At 40.3% G+C, this 18,797-nt stretch carries 17 protein-coding genes; 11 read left to right on the forward strand and 6 right to left on the reverse strand.

Annotated features, from left to right (window positions below):
- Window positions 1–12 precede the first annotated feature (12 nt).
- Complete coding sequence (locus tag DBR32_RS07390) at window positions 13–381, reverse strand: hypothetical protein (protein ID WP_124635647.1); 369 nt, start codon at window positions 379–381, stop codon at window positions 13–15.
- Window positions 382–616: 235 nt separating this feature from the next.
- On the opposite strand from DBR32_RS07390, the gene DBR32_RS07395 reads away from it, so the two are divergent.
- The 8 genes from DBR32_RS07395 to DBR32_RS07430 all read left to right on the forward strand — a co-directional run bounded on the left by DBR32_RS07395 (window position 617) and on the right by DBR32_RS07430 (window position 6,380).
- Window positions 617–1,015 carry a single-stranded DNA-binding protein gene (locus DBR32_RS07395; protein WP_124635648.1) on the forward strand — a complete coding sequence of 133 codons (399 nt, stop codon included), beginning with the start codon at window positions 617–619 and terminating at the stop codon, window positions 1,013–1,015.
- Window positions 1,016–1,307: 292 nt separating this feature from the next.
- Entirely contained in the window at window positions 1,308–1,982 is a 675-nt protein-coding gene (locus DBR32_RS07400) for a TylF/MycF/NovP-related O-methyltransferase (RefSeq protein ID WP_124635649.1), read from the forward strand.
- Between the two features lie 23 nt (window positions 1,983–2,005).
- A complete protein-coding gene (bcp, locus tag DBR32_RS07405; RefSeq protein WP_124635650.1) occupies window positions 2,006–2,461 on the forward strand; it encodes a thioredoxin-dependent thiol peroxidase in 456 nt (151 codons plus the stop codon).
- Window positions 2,462–2,574: 113 nt separating this feature from the next.
- Window positions 2,575–3,390: a DUF4197 domain-containing protein gene (locus DBR32_RS07410; protein ID WP_233559682.1), complete on the forward strand. Its 816-nt coding sequence runs from the start codon at window positions 2,575–2,577 to the stop codon at window positions 3,388–3,390.
- Window positions 3,391–3,555: 165 nt separating this feature from the next.
- On the forward strand, window positions 3,556–4,116 hold the full coding sequence (pth, locus tag DBR32_RS07415) for an aminoacyl-tRNA hydrolase (RefSeq protein WP_124635651.1): 561 nt from the start codon (window positions 3,556–3,558) through the stop codon (window positions 4,114–4,116).
- Window positions 4,117–4,143: 27 nt separating this feature from the next.
- A complete protein-coding gene (locus DBR32_RS07420) occupies window positions 4,144–4,671 on the forward strand; it encodes a hypothetical protein (protein ID WP_124635652.1) in 528 nt (175 codons plus the stop codon).
- Window positions 4,672–4,674: 3 nt separating this feature from the next.
- Window positions 4,675–5,211, forward strand: a complete 537-nt coding sequence (dcd, locus tag DBR32_RS07425; protein WP_124635653.1) for a dCTP deaminase — start codon at window positions 4,675–4,677, stop codon at window positions 5,209–5,211.
- Between the two features lie 17 nt (window positions 5,212–5,228).
- Window positions 5,229–6,380 carry a 3-hydroxyacyl-CoA dehydrogenase NAD-binding domain-containing protein gene (locus DBR32_RS07430; RefSeq protein ID WP_124635654.1) on the forward strand — a complete coding sequence of 384 codons (1,152 nt, stop codon included), beginning with the start codon at window positions 5,229–5,231 and terminating at the stop codon, window positions 6,378–6,380.
- A 53-nt stretch (window positions 6,381–6,433) separates the two neighbouring features.
- Here DBR32_RS07430 and DBR32_RS07435 read toward each other — a convergent pair whose 3' ends face one another.
- Window positions 6,434–6,655, reverse strand: a complete 222-nt coding sequence (locus tag DBR32_RS07435; RefSeq protein ID WP_124635655.1) for a DUF2795 domain-containing protein — start codon at window positions 6,653–6,655, stop codon at window positions 6,434–6,436.
- A 189-nt stretch (window positions 6,656–6,844) separates the two neighbouring features.
- Between DBR32_RS07435 and DBR32_RS07440 the strand changes: the two genes are divergently transcribed.
- Window positions 6,845–7,522, forward strand: a complete 678-nt coding sequence (locus DBR32_RS07440) for an ABC transporter ATP-binding protein (RefSeq protein WP_124635656.1) — start codon at window positions 6,845–6,847, stop codon at window positions 7,520–7,522.
- Here the strand turns inward: DBR32_RS07440 and DBR32_RS07445 are convergent.
- A complete protein-coding gene (locus tag DBR32_RS07445; RefSeq protein ID WP_124635657.1) occupies window positions 7,515–8,543 on the reverse strand; it encodes a dehydrogenase in 1,029 nt (342 codons plus the stop codon). The genes DBR32_RS07440 and DBR32_RS07445 overlap by 8 nt on opposite strands.
- A gap of 95 nt (window positions 8,544–8,638) precedes the next feature.
- Window positions 8,639–9,040 carry a hypothetical protein gene (locus DBR32_RS15635; protein ID WP_199724396.1) on the reverse strand — a complete coding sequence of 134 codons (402 nt, stop codon included), beginning with the start codon at window positions 9,038–9,040 and terminating at the stop codon, window positions 8,639–8,641.
- A gap of 212 nt (window positions 9,041–9,252) precedes the next feature.
- Between DBR32_RS15635 and DBR32_RS07455 the strand changes: the two genes are divergently transcribed.
- Both DBR32_RS07455 and DBR32_RS07460 read left to right on the forward strand, forming a co-directional pair.
- A complete protein-coding gene (locus DBR32_RS07455) occupies window positions 9,253–9,840 on the forward strand; it encodes an RNA polymerase sigma factor (protein WP_124635658.1) in 588 nt (195 codons plus the stop codon).
- 10 nt (window positions 9,841–9,850) lie between these two features.
- Window positions 9,851–10,936: a S1C family serine protease gene (locus tag DBR32_RS07460; RefSeq protein WP_124635659.1), complete on the forward strand. Its 1,086-nt coding sequence runs from the start codon at window positions 9,851–9,853 to the stop codon at window positions 10,934–10,936.
- Window positions 10,937–10,944: 8 nt separating this feature from the next.
- On the opposite strand, the gene DBR32_RS07465 is transcribed toward DBR32_RS07460, so the two are convergent.
- Window positions 10,945–11,286, reverse strand: a complete 342-nt coding sequence (locus tag DBR32_RS07465; RefSeq protein WP_124635660.1) for a hypothetical protein — start codon at window positions 11,284–11,286, stop codon at window positions 10,945–10,947.
- A gap of 14 nt (window positions 11,287–11,300) precedes the next feature.
- Complete coding sequence (sprA, locus tag DBR32_RS07470) at window positions 11,301–18,764, reverse strand: cell surface protein SprA (RefSeq protein ID WP_124635661.1); 7,464 nt, start codon at window positions 18,762–18,764, stop codon at window positions 11,301–11,303.
- Window positions 18,765–18,797 lie beyond the last annotated feature (33 nt).

The following is an 18,797-nucleotide window of genomic DNA, read 5'->3' on the forward strand; positions in this document are numbered from 1 at the left end:
ACAGCTAATGGTTTACTCCCCTTTTCTTTTTACAATCAGCACCCAATCGTGCTCCAATTGCAAATATCCGAATTCATAGCAGAAACTATAAGTCTGACCTTTTTGGGTCAGGTAAAGATGGGTATGATACCCATAATTAAAGCCTTCATTGGATAGCTTCTCTCGTTTTACCTTTACCGTTTCTTCCGTTTCGGGTAACATTCCGGCCAAAATTCGCCTATTCTTACGCAGTATATTGTTAATATTTCGGACAAAACTGTTTTGATCACTATTCTGTCGGTTATTAAAATTGTTACGACAATAATCATCACAGAATTTCTTGTCTACGCGACCCCTTATAGGCTTAGCACAGCCTAAACACAATCTGAGATTAGGTTCCATAGGTATAAGTATTGGTTATAGTCTTCTTTCTTAGTCGACAACAAACGACAACAATCAATTACATACGAATGTAATTAATTAAATACGAATGTAATTAATTAAATACCGACTGCCGTGTTTTGCCGCCCACATCTTTGCAACAGGAAACAGAGAATGATTATCCTTAAAACAAAAAGGGCGTTTGCTTCCACAAGTTAAAAACAAATTTTATTATTTATTCTTTAAATTTTATGTCATGAGTAGTGTAAAAAACAGCGTACAGCTAATCGGTCATCTGGGCATCGACCCGGAAGTAAAAATTTTAGATAAGGGTGCAAAAGTAGCCCGGATCAGAATTGCCACCACAGAGCGGTATAAAAATAAAAATGGAGAGTGGATGGAGGAAACAACCTGGCATAGTGTGGTGCTATGGGAGCAACTGGCAGAACGGACAGCACAAAACCTGCACAAAGGCAGTCATGTATTGATCGAAGGGAAATTAAGCAGTCGAAGCTATACAGATGCCACCGGACAGAAAAAGTATGTTACAGAGGTTCGAGCCAACAATTTTATGCTGTTGGATAAAAAAGAATCCTTAAATCTTGTGGAGACACCTGAAGAACGGCTCACAGAAGATCATGATCTTCCCTTCTAAAGCAGGAACCATATAAAGGGGCAAGTATTTCTTATACTAAAGAAGTGCTTGCCCTTTCCTATATATTACCAAAATACTCCCGTTGTCTTTACAAGCATAAATTAGAAAAAGAACCATTAGAGAAAATAGTATATTTACAGCTTTATTCAGCATAGGCCCTATGTAACTTTGTAGTGAAGAAGATTTCCAAAACGTGGAAAGTCTGAATATTATATAAAGATGCCGGGTAAATAAGGAACCTTCTTTTCGTTATACAATTAAGATATTATCAGTTTTTTATACAATTCAATTTATGAAGTCATTTTTAGGGAAAGCCTGGAACTATGTAATGGGAACACGAAATCGTGTAATGATGTCTCCCTCCCTGATTTACTTAACCAGAGAGCGAAAGGTCGAAACAACTTACTTTGACTACATACGTTTAGCAACACTCGAGCTAATTTGTGACGAAATCAAACGGAATCAATTAGAGGGTAACATTGCCGAAGTTGGGGTATATAAAGGTAAGTTCGCTGCTCATATTAATGCTTACTTACCAAATAAATCATTTTATTTATTTGATACATTTGAGGGCTTCAATAAAAAGGATAAAACCACGGAACTGGAAAATCGATATTCCGATGCAGGCCAGGATTTCAGTAGTACATCTACTGATTCAGTACTGGCCCGAATGCCGCATAAAGAACAGTGTATTATTAAAAAAGGCTTTTTCCCAGATACTGCCGAAGGACTGACCGATCAGTTTTGCTTTGTAAGCCTGGATGCCGACCTTTATGATCCAATTTATTTAGGGCTGCATTTCTTCTATCCCAAACTCGTTTCCGGAGGGTATATTATGGTTCACGACTTCAATAATGATAGCTATAAGGGAGTACGTAAAGCCGTGGAAAAGTTTTGTGAAGAGGCAAAGGTCAATTTCGTTCCCCTTCCGGATAAATCAGGTACATGTATCCTTTGTAAAGGCTAACCTATCTCATCAAAATATTATTCATGTTAGCACTAGGCAATCAGGCTCCCGATTTTAAAGCAATAGACCAAAATGGCATTAGCCATCAACTCAAGGATTATAAAGGCAAAAAACTCGCCTTGTATTTTTATCCAAAAGATAACACTCCGGGCTGTACCGTGCAGGCTTGCAATGTCCGGGATCATTATGCCTTATTGGAAACTCATGGTATTAGCATATTGGGGGTAAGCATAGACACTGCCAAAAGCCATCAAAAGTTTACCGAGAAATTTCAATTGAATTTCCCAATTCTTGTTGATGAAGATCATAGTATGGTATCGGCATATCAGGTATGGCAGTTGAAAAAATTTATGGGTAAAGAATTTATGGGAACGGTACGTACCACTTTTCTCATTAACGAGCAGGGTATGATTGAACACATCATCAATAAGGTAAAAACGAAAGACCACGTACAACAAATATTAGCGCTCTGGACTTAGTACATTAAACTTTTTACAGTTATTCGTATCTTAGTAGTATACTTTGTGTAAAGGAGCATTGCCCTTTCAATCATAAGAAAGTATTTTATATTCAAAATTTAAAGAAATCGTACATGAAAAATATATTTTATCGCAGTTTTATACTGGTTTCCATGGTTGTGATGGCTCAAGACGTGCAGGCGCAATCAGCTAATGATTTATTGAACTCTGTACTGGGTGGAAAGAAAAGTACCACAACGCAAAACAATGGCAGACCGGGAAGCACGAACGGAACAAACAATAGCACTACTTCCGGCAACAATACTACAAGTGGTAACTTAAGTAATACGCAGATCGTCAGTGGCTTAAAAGAAGCCTTACGTATCGGCGCCAATAATGCTGCGGGAAAATTGTCTTTAACAGATGGTTTTTTCAAAAATACCGCGATAAAAATTCTGATGCCTGCAGAAGTACAACAGGTAGAGAAAACCCTGCGTTCTGTGGGTATGGGCTCTGTAGTAGATAAAGCGATCCTGGCCATGAACCGTGCTGCTGAAGACGCTTCTAAGCAAGCTGCTCCTATCTTCGTGAATGCCATCACCACAATGTCTTTACAAGATGGCGTAGGAATATTAACCGGTGGCAATACCGCAGCTACCAACTATTTAAAATTAAAAACAACGGATGCATTAACACAAGCATTCAGGCCGATTATACAAAGTTCACTTCAAAAAGTGGGAGCCACTAATTTGTGGAAAACGGTATTCACCACCTATAACCAACTTCCTTTAGTTGCTAAGAAGGTGAATCCTGACCTAAGCGGTTATGTTGTGGAAAAAGCAATGGATGGCATGTTTTATAGCATTTCGCAGGAAGAAGCTAAGATCCGTACAAACCCGGCCGCACAGGTAACTAGTCTGTTACAGCAAGTATTCGGGAACAAGCGATAAACAAGTATATTATTCGATATATTAACAAGTAAAAGGCGACCATCTGGTCGCCTTTTATTTGTTAATATATTTCGCATTGCTTTCTTAAACGCATCTATTGATATTTCAGGCAACAATTCGGAAGGAAACGGTAATCATTAGCCACTATTCCCTAATTTTGCCGGCATGAAATACTTAATCGTAGGCTTAGGTAATATAGGACTCGAATACGATGCGACCCGTCATAATATTGGTTTTGATGTTGCAGATGCCTTTGTAATCAAGCATGGTGGTAATTTTGAACAGGATCGCCTGGCTTTTGTATCTAATATCAAATGGAAAGGCAAGCATTTTATCGTGATCAAACCGACCACTTATATGAACCTTAGTGGTAAAGCCTTAAAATACTGGATGGATAAAGAAAAAATAACCTTGGAAAATATCCTGGTTATTGTTGATGACCTGGCACTCCCGATCGAGGCCCTGCGTCTACGCCCAAGTGGTAGCGATGCCGGCCATAACGGCTTGCGGGATATCCAGGCTACTTTAGGTACCACCAATTATCCGCGCTTACGGTTCGGTATCGGCAATAATTTCCCCAAAGGAAGACAAGTAGAATTTGTTTTGGGTAAATGGAAAAAAGATGAGCTTCCGGCGGTGCAGGAAAAAATTATGATTTCGATTGATATGATCGAAAGTTTTGCCGCGATGGGCCTGGCCCGTACCATGAATACCTATAACAAATAATTTCATTCAAAACAGTACCTTTGCATCATGAATCAAAATGATATTACATCACTGCTTCCCGCGCATTTCGATGATCATTCCCGCGTTTGGATTTATCAAAGCTCCCGCCCTTTTAATGAACAACAGGAAAAGGAAATTGACGAACAACTGTTACAGTTTACCAGTCAATGGAACGCGCATGGCGCACCAGTGAAGGGATGGGGCAAATTGCTCTTCGGACGTTTCGTGGTGCTGATGGCAGATGAAACACAGGAGGCGGTAAGTGGATGCAGTACGGATAGCTCTGTACGGGTAATCAAAAGTATAGAAAAGCAATATGATTGTAACCTGTTTGACCGCTTATCAATCACTTTTTTGGTAAAGGGCAAGGCAGAAGTATTACCCATGAATCAGGTGCAATATGCCTTGGACAAAGGATATATTCAAGCCGACACTTTATTATTTAACAACCTGGTGTCCACCAAAAAAGAGATGTGTTCCCATTGGTTACAAGCGTTAAATGAGAGCTGGCTGGCTCCTCGTCTAAATTTTTCGGCACAACCCAACACTTTATAAGCCATGATATTATCAGATAAAAAAATACTAGCAGAAATAGAAAACGGCACTATTGTCATTGAACCTTTTGACAGAAGTTATTTGGGTAGTAATTCGTATGATGTACATTTAGGCAAGCACCTGGCGGTATACCAATCGGCAATCTTGGATGCCAAAAAACATAATGAGATCAGCCACTTCGACATTCCGGAAGAAGGTTATGTACTGCAGCCCGGAACCCTTTATTTAGGTGTTACTGCAGAATATACCGAGACCCATACACATGTCCCCTTTCTGGAAGGGAAGTCCTCTACCGGCCGTTTAGGCATTGACATTCATGCAACAGCAGGTAAAGGAGATGTAGGGTTTTGTAATACCTGGACACTGGAAATCTCCTGTGTACACCCGGTGAGGATTTATGCCGGCATGCCTATCGGTCAACTGATCTATTTCCCTGTAGATGGTGAAGTAGAAAATAGTTACAACACCAAACAAGATGCAAAATATACCACGCGTACCATTCGCCCGGTAGAAAGCATGATGTGGAAAAACAGGTTTTAATTTTCAATCAACAATAAATGAATATAGGGATTATAGGTTCCGGTGCCATGGGTAATGGTATCGCGCAGGTAGCCGCTATGGCTGGGCACAAAGTGGTGGTATATGACAACAATACTGCGGCCTTAGACAAAGCAAAAGCCGCTACGGAAAAGGCTTTACAAAAACTAGCCGAGAAAGGAAAAATAACGGATGCTGCTGAGCTATTCGCCAGATATACTTATGTCAATAATTTAGAGGAATTAAAGGATAGTGGATTAGTTATTGAAGCGATCATTGAACAACTGGATATAAAGAAGAGCGTTTTCGCTCAGCTGGAAACGATTGTTTCTGAAGCTTGTATTCTGGCAAGCAATACATCTTCTTTATCGATTGCCTCCATCGCCGCTGCTTGTAAGAAAGCAGATCGCGTGATCGGCATTCATTTCTTCAATCCTGCGCCTGTTATGGCTTTGGTCGAAATTATTCCGGCTATTCAAACACGGGAAGGATTGGCCCAGGAAATCAAAGAGTTGATGCTTGCCTGGAAAAAAGTACCGGTATTGACCAAAGATACTCCCGGGTTTATCGTTAATCGTGTAGCCCGTCCTTTTTATGGAGAAGCGATTCGGATTATGGAGGAAGGCTTGGCCGGTAAGGAAGACATTGATCTGGCTTTAACGCAATTGGGTGGCTTTAAAATGGGGCCTTTTACCCTGACGGACTATATCGGGCATGATGTGAATTATGTCGTTACGGAAACGGTATTTCAATCGTTCTACTATGACCCGAAATACAGACCGGCCTTTGCACAAAAGCGCTTGTTAGAAGCCGGCTGGTTAGGGCGAAAATCCGGTAAAGGTTTTTATAATTACGAAAATGGGGAGCCTGTTTTAACTACAGCGCTGAACGAGGTAGAACAAAAAACGATTGTAGAAAGGATCTTGTTTATGCTGATCAATGAAGCGGTGGAAGCATTGTACCTGAACATCGCCAGTGCGGCAGATTTGGATTTAGCAATGACCAAGGGCGTCAACTATCCTAAAGGCTTATTGCAATGGTGTGATGAACTGGGTGCCGACTATGTTTTGGCGGGTATGGATGCTTTATACAAAACGTATCATGATGACCGATATAGAGCGAGTGCATTGCTAAGAAAGTATGGTACCGAAAAAAGAAAATTTTTCAATTAGTAGATATAAGAAAGCCGGCTTTTAGCCGGCTTTCTTATATCTACTAATTGATATTAATATTCTTCCTCATTGAAAAAGAAGTCATCCTGAGTAGGATAATCAGGCCAGATATCTTCTACACCTTCATACATTTCTCCTTCATCTTCCAATTCCTGAAGGTTTTCTACGACCTCTAATGGCGCACCGGAACGAATGGCATAATCAATTAATTCATCTTTTGTGGCCGGCCAAGGTGCATCTTCTAAATGTGACGCTAATTCTAAAGTCCAAAACATATTATAAATATTTTCTTTTAATTTTTGATTTCGGCAAATGTAAGATATAGTTTATTAAAAAAAGCAAGTTTTTTTTCAGGAAATATTAAATTTTAGTTATAAACCATTCTCTTATTTATCACAAACTAAAAGAAGATTTGTTTTACATTTACAATGTCATTATTTCACCCATAAATTTAAGATTTTTACATGCTATTACAAGCGACTCATTTATCTAAAAGCTACGGAAACCTGCAGGTTCTGAAAAATGTTTCCCTGCAAATAGATAAAGGTTCTTTTGTCGCCATTGTAGGCCCTTCCGGAGCCGGGAAAAGTACGCTCTTACAGATTCTGGGCTTATTGGACAGCCCTAATAAAGGTAGTGTACAGATTCTGAGTACTCCTTTGGAAAATCTTTCCTCAAAAAAGCAAGCGGCATTCCGTAATAAAAATATAGGTTTTGTATTCCAATCTCACCATTTGCTTCCGGAGTTTACGGCATTAGAAAATGTATGTATGCCGCTTTGGATCGCCGGTACAGATAAGGAAACAGCACAACAGGAAGCGACAAAAGTACTAACCCAGGTCGGACTCGCTCATCGTATTGATCATAAACCTTCCGCACTTTCGGGAGGCGAGCAGCAACGGGTTGCTATAGCCAGAGCACTGGTACAAAAACCGGTAATCATTTTTGCGGATGAGCCTACCGGAAACCTGGATACGGCAACGGCAGATGCAGTCAATAAATTATTTCTGGAATTAAAGGAGCAATATCAGCTCACCTTTGTCGTGGTCACGCATAATGAACAATTAGCCGCATTGGCCAATCGCGTATTAAGTATGAAGGACGGGGAAATAGTGTCGGATAGTGCCGACAGGCTTATTTAGATTTCGTCCAGGTCACCAAACCATTCTTCACAAATTGGTAAGGATAAAACTGACCACCAAAATGAGATAGGGCTTTTTGCACCGCGTACTTGGTATTGTTCGGACAATAGAAAATCATAAATCCTCCTCCTCCGGCACCGCTGATCTTCCCACCCGTTACGCCCGCCTGAAGCGCGGTTTCGTAGATTTCATCAATTAGCGGATTCGAAATATCTTTAGCGGTCTGCTTTTTATGTTTGAAGCCGAAATTGAGTATTTGACCGATTTCATCGATTTCACCTACCAGTAAGGCCTCTTTCATCATCACCGATTGCTCTTTAAGGTGCGACATGGCTTCTATAGAGTCCTGATTTTTATCGGTAATATTTTTACTTTGGGCATCAATTATTTTTGCAGAAACACGGCTGGTTGAGGTGTAGAACAACAATAAGTTGTTTTCTAATTCATGGATATGGCTGGATCTAACGCGCAGCGGATTCACGATTACCTTATGATCGGCAAAAAACTCCATATAGTTAAACCCTCCGAAGGTAGCCGCATATTGATCTTGCTTTCCACCGGACATCTTGAGGTCTTCTCTTTCTATTTTATAAGCGAGTCTAGCGATATCATATTCTCCTAAAGGAAGTTTTAACCACTCTACGAAAGCACCTAATATTGCAACGACCAAAGTAGAGGACGTTCCTAATCCGGAGCCGGCAGGGACATCTACAGAAGTGGTCAGCTTAAACCCGCTGGTAATAGGCCCGTAATCTTTTACGATTCGGTTGTAAATACCTTTTGCCAGGTCTAGGTAGCCATCAATCGGAAGTTCCGGTATCAATGTATAGGACCGATATTCATCTCGATCTACCGCCTCAATAATAATCTCCGGTTTTTCAATAGTTTCTATAGAAGCATAAGCATATAAAGAAATAGTCGCATTTAAGATAGCTCCCCCATATAGATCACTATAAGGGCTTACATCCGTACCACCACCTGCCAAACCAATCCGTAAAGGAGCTTTACTTCTATATAACATTTTTAAGAGAATCGTTTTTTGAGTCCCAAATATAAAACAAAAAAAGGCTGCTTTATAAAAAAGCAACCTTTTTTTGTTTTTAGTTTAGTACTAAATTATTTAGCAGCTTTAGCAGCTTCAGCAGCTTTTTCAGCACCTGCTTTTACTTCTTTAGCAGCTTCTTTAACGTCTTTTGCAGCAGCTTTAGTTTCTTCTACAGCAGCTTTACCAGCTTCAGTTGCAGTTGTTGCAGCAGCGTTAGTTGCAGTTGCAGCAGCAGCAGCAGTTGCAGCAGCAGCAGAATCAGTAGTTGCAGCAGCTTGCTCAGTTACAGCAGCAGCAGCAGTTGCAGCAGCAGCAGCAGAGTCAGCAGTTGCAGCAGCGTCAGTTGCAGTTTCAGTGTTACCGCAAGATGCAGCGAATAAACCCATAGCGATAGCGAAAACGCCTAATTTCAATGATTTCATTTGTTTGATTTTTTTAATTTTAAAATTGTGATTTTGAATATTAATGCGCAAAAGTAAAAAAGGTAACCCAGTATTCGAAAAATTTTTTAAAATATTTTTTTTGGGTTACTTTTTGCATTTTCGGGCATTAAGTAAGTGAATAGTATTAGCTAACTTAGCAGACGCTTATCTCATCATTTTGACACACAATATATATGTATGCTTTGTGACTTAGGATGAAATAGGATTGAAAGACCAAATTATAGATTTAAAAGAATAACGCTTTGAGTAGAACTACTATTTATACCGATAGTGAACTTATAGAAGGATTGTCGCGGAACAATAGCCATGCTATCCGGGAAATCTATCGGCTTTACCAATCGATGTTGACGAAGTGGATTACCACAAGAGGAGGCGCCGAAAATGATGCTTATGACATTTTCCAGGAGGGCTTAATGGTTTTGTACGAGAAAGCTAAAAATCCTGATTTCATATTAACTTGTAAATTAAGCACTTACCTATTTGCTGTTTGTAAGAGATTATGGTTTAAGAAAATGGATGTATCTAGTCAAACTTCCTATCTCCAGGAAATGGAGCAGGAAGAAGATGACACCATTTCGGAAGCACAATACAGTGATGATGTAGAACAACATCTGGAAAAAGAGTTCAATTTCAATCTATTAGATGCTTCCATGGATCAATTGGGAGAGCCATGCAGCAGTTTATTAAAAGCATTTTACATAGAAGAGAAAAACATGCAGGAGATAGCAAAGCAATTTGGCTATACGAATGCAGAAAATGCGAAAACACAAAAGTATAAATGCCTGAACAGATTAAAAAAATTATTCTTTTCTTCTAAAAAGGCAAACTAATTATATAAGAATGATTCATTTATTAAACATTGAGGAGTGGGCAGAACGCTACAAAGCAGGAGATCTCAGCACTGCTGAACTTAAATCTTTGCATACTGCTCTGGATGAGGATAAGGTATTAAACACTTCTTTCCAACAGGCATTACAATTACAGTTCTTATTGTCTGAAAAGAAATCTACGCAGCAACTTAGAAATACCTTACAGGAAGTCGCGACGGCTCATAAGGCCAGTCAGGATCCGGCTACTTCTATTATAACAAGTGTTAAAAAGCCGCTGATGGGTATGCGCCGATACTGGAAACCCATATCTGCTGCGGCAACAATAGCGCTGTTTTCTTCGCTACTGACTTATACATTTACGAAGGATAACAGCCAAAAGAACCATCAATATACACAGCTTCAAAAAGATATTGCGACTTTAAAGCATTCACAAAACCAGATTATTAATAATCTAAACAAACCGAGCAGTACGCCTGTAGTAAGTTATCCCGGTGATTATAGCGGTTCTGGCTTTGCCATTACTAATGATGGTCTGGTGGCGACAAATTATCATGTGGTTGAGGGGGCAGATTCTGTTTTCATCCAATTGAATGATGGTAATTATTATAAAGCGAATATCATCACTGCTAATCCGCAATCTGATCTGGCCATTCTGAAGGTTATCAATAAGGATTTTACTTTTGGGAAAGCACTACCTTATATGATTTCTAAAAGTCCATCTTCTTTAGGACAAAAGATTTTCACTATTGGTTACCCTCAGGACAATATTGTTTATAATGAAGGATATATCAGCAGTGAACGGGGCTTTAACGGTGACACGACTGCCTATCAGTTAGAAATTACTTCTAATCCCGGCCAAAGTGGTGCACCCATTCTGGACAATAATGGGAATGTTGTGGGGATCATAACCGGCAAGCAAACCAATACCAATGGTACAACTTTTGCGGTGCATGCTAATGAGCTTTTAAGTATGATAAATGGGCTATCGAAAGATCAAAAAATTAATTTAAATACTAAAAACCGCCTGAATACGAGCAGACCGGAGCAAATTAAAACACTTCGTGATTTTGTCTGCGCAGTAAGGGTATATAAATAAATAAAAAACTACCAGGCCAGATCTTCATCGGGCTTAGTCGTTTTTTTAAATTGCCTTCTGGTTTCAAATTTTTCAAATTGCCGCTCTATAATCAGAGTGGCAATTTGCTTTGGTATATCTTCTGTGTTAAATGCTTCCTTTATTTTATGTTCTAAAACATCTAAGCGATAGAGTTTAGAGAATAGTTCTTCTGTATTATGCGACAACATATACGCTACTTTTTGCGTCAGTAATGCAAGGAAGTCTGCTAAGGTAATCTCTGGAAGCGACTCCATTTCAAATGCATCGACAATAAGCCGATTTGAAGCATTCCAATCCTTATTATTAATATCTTGTTCTGTAAAGGACATATCTTATTCAAATCTTATTGACCGGCAAAGGTAAAGGTCAGTTTTAACCCTCCTTTGGTACTGGTCAGTGGGAATGAAGTGTAGACGTGAGGGAAACTCTGTCTTCTGTCAAAATAAAATTGCAACTGTAAGTTATCGTTAATAATATAATCTATTGTTGGTGTAATCGCGATTACTTTTTGACCCATTGTAGCCCTGTTTTCATTCAGTGCCATATACGTATTGGATGTGATATCATCTCTGTATGAAAAATCAAATTTGATGTTCAAATCGTTTTTCAATTTTTTTACGCCAAACAGGCTGAAAGGCAATACAAGTCCTTTAATACGGTAACCCATACCAATAATCCATTCTGTAGACCGGGTCTCACTTACCTGGTAATCGATAAGGCTTAAGCTCACGGTACGCGATCTGCCATAATCAAGGCGGATAGAAAGATCGTTTTTAAATGAGGCGTTGAATCCAAGAAGCGGCCCAAAGTTCTCTGTTATGGTCATATTAGGTACCTGGAAGAACGGAACGTAGTTGTTGGAATTCGAATCAATAAACGAAGGGAATCCTACACCAAGCAAATCACTATAATATAGAGAATTCGCAAAAGAGTTCATACTCATCTTACCCGAATAATTATGATTTAAGGTAAACGTATTGAGGATATCGCTAAACGGTGCTACATTCGATAAGCCGGTATAGCTGATCTTCCAGTTAGGCATCGGAATATAAAACTTGAACGGATTACTTTTTATGTTATCATAATCATACTTCATCAGCGGTATATTCGTCGCGCTTTTACCGGAGTATGCTGCAATGAAGGCAGGAATCAATACATCTTGAGAAAAGCCTGTATATCCTTTCTTATAATTAGGATCATTCGGATCTGCTATACCATTAGTATAAGGATTGGTGTTTCCTAACCTATTTGAAATAGTCTGCCTGTTGGCCATAAATTCACGATAACTACTGGTCAGCTCTCCTGCTTTTGCATTTTGGAATAATGTGCTCACCCCAATATAAGTCGCACTGAAAGACCCTGTATAATATGGATTCAAGCGTTCATAAACACCATTTACCTCGTTATATTTATTGATCTCCGATTGATTACGCGTAAAATTGCTCGACCAGTTCAGATCGATCCTAAAATCCTGCACAGGCTCTAATACCGCGCGAATATTATAGGTTTGTGTATAGGTTTGCTGATACATACCGTTAAACAAACTATCTGAAGACAGATTTCCTTTCTTCATCTGCTGATCCAGCCAGTATCTTGACGGTTGATAGCCTAAGGCAAAATCAAGACCATTACCTCTATTTCTAAAATTCGCGCCCAGATAATTAGTACTATCCATATAGCCCGGCAAAATAGTACCCATATTTTCGGTATAGTCTACATTTACCCGCTTAACCATTGTCGCTAAGCGCACCAAGAATTTTTCACCATTACCAATCTCCGGTAAAATGTTTTGTTTGGCCTTGCGCCATGCAATCATAGCCTTCCTGTACCGTATACGCTCTGCTTTACGCAATTGCTTCAGTGCTTGGCCTATATCGGCGAGCTTCATGGTATCACTACCTTTCACATCTTTTACCGTTATCGTTTTCCGCTCCGGCCTAGGGGGTACTTTAGATTTATTTTTGTCTACAGCAAGGTTTTTATCACCTTTCGGCACTGGCGGCTTATTGGGATCTACTTTATCAACCCCAATTTCCATATCGTTCATCATCTTTCCTTTCAGCTTTGAATTTCCATTTTTCAAAACGGTAGGCGCATTTCTATTTACAGCTTTTAAATATCTGTTCTTATTATATAACTGTCCAAAATTCAGTTCTCCGTTAATCTGCTTTAACTGTGTATTTGTAATCACATTACCCTGACTGTGCGCCAGCAATGATGCTGCGGTCCAGTCATAAGTCGCATTATATACAATATTCGCAGACGTCCAATCCAGGAATGGGAATTTCTTCGTGGGCAAGGTATAAGCTACATCAAACTTCTGACTGAAATAAGTATTTCGCCCAAGACCCAGTATTTTATTATAAAGACTGTCTCTTTTTTCTCCGGTATTGATTCTTCCGTAGGGCTCATCTATCCTGGAAATATTAGCCGCCTGATAGTTCACCGATAAACTACGGGTTAGGTCCCAACGCAAGTTATAGTTCCTATTCCAAACAAAATTCTTGTAGTAATAAGCAGGCATCGGATAGCCACCGTCATCTACATCTCTAAGTATCGTTTCACTAAATGTCCGGTCCAGATTGCTCCGGAACGTAAAGGTATTGGGGAGGTAATTAATATTAAAATCTTTAATAAATTGTAACCATACAGACTTCGATTTGATTCTTTTCTTAAAAGGCTCAAAAGGTTTTACCGTAAGCGCATAGGTATACCCCAGACTCATCTTTTGGTCTGTAAATTCGTTGCTTTGTATTAAAGGATTGCGGTTGAACTGGCGCAAATAGGAATAACTGAGATCAAAGTTTTTAGCACTCCAAGGCATTGGTTTTTTCTGCTTCGCAGGATTACCCAAAATACGCATATTGGTGATATTAAAACTGGTAATCGAATTATAATCCTGTGCTGCCTGTAAGGCATTGGTGCGTGCCTGACCCGATAACGTTCTTAATTTATCGGTCAAACTGATGTCAACATCATAAGGATCATATTCCGGATTGCTGGTAGACTGGTTATACCCGATAAATACCGGTAATTGTACCCCCCAGTTTTTAGGCATGATCTTGCCAAGATTCAAATTCGCATTTCCCTGATATTGATAATAATCGTCCCGGAAACGGTCGTTCACTCTTTGATCGATGCTTCCATAACCTTTTGTGTGCATTGTTCCGGCAACATGTACAGAGCCAAAATCGGCCAGCTGCACATTCACCTGCCCTGAAGCGGCATATCCTGCCTTTTCATCCAGCCCCACATTACGCAATTCATCAAACCAAACTTCCGTACATTTGGGCAACCCGTCATCCGCAGGAGTCTGTGGTGTTTTCTTAGGATTGAGCACCCCAAGCATTATATTTTTAACTTCGCCTATATTCGGATTTCCGATTACTCTTATTACTCTTCCGTTTCGGTCTAAGCCATCGTAATTATTGGCCACAGGAAAATTATCACTATTCCGCTTAGACTTTAAATCGACCAGATCCTGAAGTATGATATGTAAATTATTTTGCAGCGGCCATATCGCTTCGGCAGAAGCAGCACCCGGTTCTGTTATTTTCAAAGGAACCTGATATTCGTAGTAGTTACGCACATAGTCAGAACCTATACGGATAAAGGCTGTCACATCACCATCCCTCAAGGCCTGCTGGTCTTCTACGGACTCTGCATGGATAAACATTTTCAGTTCTTTGTACTGACGCATATCAGTACCAACCTCTTTAAACACCGCTCTTGAATCTCCGTCTTTCAAACCACATACCTGCAAGGAAAGCGATTGCTCATCGGCATTAAATTGCTGACCTGTTGTAGACAGCTGTTGCTGCTTCAAAATACCTGGCGGGCTCACATATTTAACCGGTGTTCTAAAACTATTCTGATCTACACTTACCGTTGTTAAGCCATATGGTGTACTTGCGATATCTGCTGGTGTTAAAGGTTCGCCCGGATTAGTCAGGGAGAAATTGTATTTTCTCCAGATACTTCTGTCTAATTGTAATTGGGCAAAACGCATCACGACACTGTCCTCAAATCCGTTAAGGAACATTCTCATGAAACGGATAGAACGAAAATCACTAATACCACCTACCGCAGCAGAATAACTTCTGATCGGAATTTTGAACTGATACCAGGTATTTTCGGTGACCCTGCCATCGGGCAGTTTCACATTAGTCGCCACATTTTTATCTACCAGATAAGGCGTAGTTCCCACCACCATATTGGGTTCAATTTTTACCCGATACTGGTAATAAGCTTCTATTTCATTTAAGGTATTGTCTCTGTTAATGTCTTCAGATTCAGGAATAGAACTTCCTGCAGTGGTCGTTGCATTATTGCCAGATAAAATGGGCGCATTCCCCTGAGGATTATTAAAATAACGGTATCTTTTTAAGATAGAAGCCTTTTCAGTATCATAACTTGTAGCATAGAAGTGCTTAAAGTTATCTGAAGCAGGGTCCTCCTGTAATTTTAAATAGGCATCGGAAGTCGGCCCTAATAACGTACGCATCTTACCCAAAAAGGAAGATTCAAAAAATTGACGCTCATCCTGATCATCAAGCTCATCATATCCAACATCCTGCACCTCTCTGGCATTGGGTTGTTGATCAAAGGCCCTTACAATTTGCTGCTGAAACTTTGGCACCCTTCCCCATACTGTTTCATCCAATTTAGTGGGATCTTTAGGATAGGGAACACCATTTTCAAAGGACAAACGGGAATCTTTCAATACATCTTCAGATACATTACCCAAATTGAAATAAAGGTAACCCCCACGGCTAGTCCCGTTGTACATAAAAGGATCCAACATCCAAAAGGTAATATATTCTACATTCGTTTGTTCGAAATCACTTTGTTCAATTGCACGTTGAATACCACCCCATCTTCCCGAAGGATTCAGGAGTTCTCCGGTTGCAGGATTGACATTAGTCGGATCGAAGTTATAAGGACCGCGTATTTTCGGATTGTAGTTCAGGTCAAAAGTGGTCAGGATACTTTGTGTAGAAATAACTGATTTTTTGGGAAAAACTTCCACCTGGGGTACTTGTCTCCAATAATCCTGCTGTACCGTATCATCGCGTACACTTTGCGGTGCCGATGTTCCACCACCATTAAGTACCGGCTCAATATTATACCATGCCAGATTTGCACGGTTATACCCTATTTTCAAGTCATTAGAAGCATTGGCTTCCGGAAACAGAATATTATTCGTAGGTCCAGTTGCATCAAAAGGGATACTGGATAAAGTCCAGCTATTTACGGGATACCGTAAATCGTAAGAGTTTGCTGCACCTTCAAAGTCATCGACATATACGGTACCGCCTTCATCGCCCGCAATACCATTGATAAATTTAGAGTGCCCGGGGAAGATCCCGGCTACTTCTGCACTGGCAGAGATCAAAGAAGGTGCCGATGTACTATAAAAAGGCAGAATCTTATCTAATGCCCTGGTTAATCCCGGTAGTTCAGACTGGTAATTCATGTCTGCCCCTAATACCGTATTCTTGATAGGGTCATAGCCAGAGATCACTTTTTGCGTATACGGTCTTTCTGTAAGACGCATATAAGTAGCCCCTAAAGTGAGCTTATCACTGGCATAATAATCCAGTCGGGTACCCATAAAGTTCTGTACGTTTTGCCCAAAGGCCGCATTGTCTTCGTAAGAGATATTGATCGGCACACCGGAATTAAGGATGCCCTGATTCAGCATTTTTACGACACCCATACTGTAATCAATCTGGTAATCGGTGCCTTCCATTAATTTCTGGCCACCAGCCGAAACGGTTACAGAGCCCTGGGGAATATTAAAGCCATTCAACCTGATCTCAGCGCCACCGCCAGAAGACTGATATTCTCCTGTGATCAGGAAACGATTGTTCTGTTGTTGCTGTATGGCTACTGTTTTTGTAGAATCATACAATATTTGATACAGGTATTTATTTTCCAAAGCGGGATTACCGCCTAATGCCGGCTTTAAGGAACTTCCGAAAGGCTGCAAGGTCGGGAACATTACTTTCCCCTGTTGGGAATTTATCGTAATGCCCTCTACATAGTCAAACACCCCGTCCGGTCCCGGATCATTTTGAGGGTTCAGACGATCAAGATTCAAGAGACTAATCAGGGGTACACCTGCCTGAGGGCCTTCGGGTAAAAATCGTTTATTCCCTCCACCAGGATCCTGGTAGACGACATTCAAGCGGAACTTATCTTTAGATATGTTTACGCCTTGTAGCGCGTATACATTCTTCATCATCAGATTCCATATAGGTAAAGTGACTCTTGCTGAGGTCCCTTTTAATAATTTAAGGAAAATTACTTTTTGTGATGTGCTGTCCGGGGGTAATTCTTCGGAAAACTCACCCACCTGATACACTTTTCCATTATACGTATAGCGGTAAGCCACCGCGATAACGTCATCGGCATTGGGCGTTGTGTTGATAGACACATAGCCTAACTGCGGTTGAAAATTATATTCATTATCATTTAGCTTTCTCAGCGTCACGCGCTGAAATTCATTACCTTCTTTCAGCCCCAAAGAAATGGCGCCTTGACTGGCGGTACTTTGCATTCTTACGATCGGGTTCTGCTGCAGGTTGTTGTACAATGCATTTGCTCTGTTGTCGGGCAATGCTGTTGTTGAACCCGTAACCAGACTCGTATTATAGGGATTTGCCTCTCCTAAATCCATAAACGCAAGTGCATCTCTAATGCCTTGTGTACTTCCGGTTCTGTTGGTTACCCATACCTCTACTTTGCTGATCACAGCCTGAGAATTAATAATCGGGAAATTCTGTAATGCTTTATCGTAATTGTTATAAAAGTATTGTCCTAAAAGGAAGTGTTTATTCTCCTCATAATCATTAGCCATTATCTCAAAATCAAGTGTTTGAGCGCCCCCTTTAACGGTCATGCTTCTACGCTGTGATTTTTGCTGCGACACAACACCGGTCACCCATAACTTACCAAACTGTAATTGTGCTTTGGCACCGAATAAAGAAGATACCCCGGATATAAGGCTGCTTCGTAAAGGGAAGCTTACATTACCCAATTCGATTTTCTTAATGATCTCATCATCTTTTCCGCTGTATTCGAGCTTACGCATTTCCTGCATATCTCCAAAATTGGACAAGGTGTTATTGCTGATGTTCAGCTTCATCTTATCTCCGATTTTGGCCACCAACTGCACATTCATCATCATGTCAAAGTCAGGAACCGTATATTTCTGAGAGCGTAATGGGATATTTGGGTTCTTCAGGTTTTGAGAATAAAACCCCGCCAGTATCGTCAGGTTTCCCTGTGGCTTTATATCGAGCTTAGTATTACCAAACAAGCGGTCAAAAACCCCGTCTTTGTATAAAACCGGTAAATCCGGTTTCTTATTAAACATACCCAAAGCGGAAAGCCGCTCACCGAAATACTCATTTTCGTCTTTGCGGGTTTGGTATTTATAATACTCGTTAAAATCCATGACATATGGATCTTTCACGTTTTCACCGCCAATTTTTTCGGTAAAGATGTATTTGTTAGAGTCGGGATCGTACTCGACCTCTTTCTTAAGATTTTTGGGATCAGAAAGCCCAAACCGGCTGGCCGCACTTGTATCCGGGCCTGCAGTTTTCTTGTCCGGAGTAGGAAATTTTAAGGTATCCGACGGACTAATATCCTCTGGTTCATCCAAAGGTTCATCAGCGTCAATCTCGGTGGCAGCACCCATAGGGTCGAGGCCGCCCGTCGCTATTTGCACCACAAAAAATGTGGCCACAAAAAATGACAATATCTTCAGTCCGAATGCTATGTTCTTTTTACGCTTCAAGTGCTCTTTCTCCGTTTGTTTATATAAATACGC

It is taken from the genome of Taibaiella sp. KBW10 (assembly GCF_003852495.1).
Lineage (GTDB): Bacteria > Bacteroidota > Bacteroidia > Chitinophagales > Chitinophagaceae > Edaphocola.